We start from the raw sequence: 1,803 nt of genomic DNA, 5'->3' as shown, positions 1-1,803 counted from the left end.
GAGGCGCCGAACACCGGCGGCAGTTGCCGCCACGTGCAACCGGACGTCGCCACGAACACGATCCCGGCCAACACCTCACGATCCCCGTACCGCCGCCGGCCACCGCCCTGCGGCCGGGTCGGCTTCGACGGCACCACGCGCTCGAACAACTCCCACAACTCGTCCGGCACCAGCCGCTCCACAAGCGTCGTCACACACGCCAGAATAGCGAACACACCAAATGAAACGACTTCCAAGTCCGCAATCACCCGTCCTGGAACCGGCACACCACCCTGGCCATGCTCGCCTTCGTGATCCTCGCCCTCGCCGCTGCCGACCAACCCGACGGCGGTCGGACGCTGATCAGTGAAGCTTTCTCAGCGAAGATCATTTCAGGGGCTTCACGTCTTTTCTCAGCCGGACACATCTGCCACAGTCCGTCCCCAAATGGGCAGTTCAACCCTCTTCGCGAAGATCATTTCGCTAAGAAAACCTCAGGTGGGTCGGTCGCGTATGTCGAGGCCACCGGCGGGCAAAAACCCAAGCTCGGCCCCCGCCAGGTGAGGCTCGCCCGCGAGACGGCGTGACCCGAGGCCATGCATGTCGATTGGCGTCACCCAAGCCCCGACCGCCACTGACACATTCCGTGTCGCCATCGACTGACACGCCCGTGTCGCCCGACAGTAGGTGTCGGCGAGGTTCTTGCGGTCGGCACCGACGACGTATCGCGTCTCGTCGACGAGACGGAGGCTGTACGCGACGCCGGGCGCGAGCGCGTCGCCTCGCCCAAATGCCTAGGGTGGAGATCCGACGCACCCGGCCTGAGCCCGAAGGAACGACGCCCGTGATCGTTGTGTCCGATCCGAATTTCGACGAGGTGGTGCTCACCGGATCGGTGGACGACCTGACGGCACCGCAAGCCCGACAACCTCAGCCGCTACGTCAAACCGTCACCTGAGGCGATCGCCAGACTGACCAGCCTGCTCGCCCCGCAGGACACACGGCACTGAGCCATCGATGGCTGCCGTGGAACCCGCCGACGATCGGGCGGATGTGGCGCCGACCGGCGAACGGCTCGAACATGCGTGGGTGTTAGGTTCTCTCGTTGTGGAGCACCAGGACGAGACCAGGGCGGCCTACGACGGGGTCGTCGAACTCTACGCGTCGATGTTCGCAAATCGGTTGGAGACGCACCCGTTCTCGCGGAACATGATCGGCACCTTCGCCGAGCTGGTACACGAGACGGGGAACCCGCGGGTGGCCGATGTCGGGTGCGGGCCCGGACATCTGACGGCGATGCTGCATGAACTGGGGCTGGACGCCTTCGGGCTCGATCTCTCCCCGGGCATGGTCGACCACGCCCGGCGGGCCTACCCGACGCTGCGGTTCGACGAAGCGCGGATGGAGGCCCTGCCGGTTGAGGACGGCGTGCTCGGCGGCGTGCTCGCCCACTACTCGATGATCCACACCCCTCCGGAGGAACTACCCGCGCTGCTCGCCGAGCAGGTGCGTGTCCTGGCCTCAGGGGGCTTGCTCCTGGTCTCGTTCTTCGCCACCGAGGGTCCCGAGCTGGTTCCCTTCGACCACAAGGTGACGCCTGCGTACAGCTGGCCGGCGGACCGGTTCGCTGAACAGCTGGCCGATGCCGGGCTCGTCACGTTCGCCCGGCTGCTCCACGACCCGGCCTCCGAGCGGGGTTTTCTCGACGCCCACCTGCTGGCCCGCCTCGGCTAGTGTGATGCGCCAGAAATCCTGAGGGTTAGTAAGTACCCTGTTGTCATGTCGCATTCGGGGCCTTCTGCTGTGGCGATCACGTTGTCCGAG

At 65.9% G+C, this 1,803-nt stretch carries 3 protein-coding genes; 2 read left to right on the top strand and 1 reads right to left on the bottom strand.

The window, feature by feature from the left end; translation table 11 throughout:
- Window positions 1-194: transposase (locus ACIRL2_RS51375; protein WP_402242715.1), on the bottom strand; the 194-nt coding region annotated here is incomplete at its 3' end.
- Window positions 195-278: 84 nt separating this feature from the next.
- On the opposite strand from ACIRL2_RS51375, the gene ACIRL2_RS51370 reads away from it, so the two are divergent.
- Together ACIRL2_RS51370 and ACIRL2_RS51365 are read left to right on the top strand one after the other, a co-directional pair.
- The gene (locus ACIRL2_RS51370; RefSeq protein ID WP_395874403.1) at window positions 279-566 is read left to right on the top strand and encodes a hypothetical protein; all 288 of its coding nucleotides are present in this window, start codon (window positions 279-281) and stop codon (window positions 564-566) included.
- A gap of 502 nt (window positions 567-1,068) precedes the next feature.
- The gene (locus tag ACIRL2_RS51365) at window positions 1,069-1,713 is read left to right on the top strand and encodes a class I SAM-dependent methyltransferase (protein WP_402242717.1); all 645 of its coding nucleotides are present in this window, start codon (window positions 1,069-1,071) and stop codon (window positions 1,711-1,713) included.
- Window positions 1,714-1,803 lie beyond the last annotated feature (90 nt).

The organism is Embleya sp. NPDC127516 (assembly GCF_044765325.1).
Classification (GTDB): domain Bacteria; phylum Actinomycetota; class Actinomycetes; order Streptomycetales; family Streptomycetaceae; genus Embleya.
The sequence above is the reverse complement of the archived record's forward strand: the minus strand, read 5'-3'. Positions and strand labels throughout refer to the sequence as shown.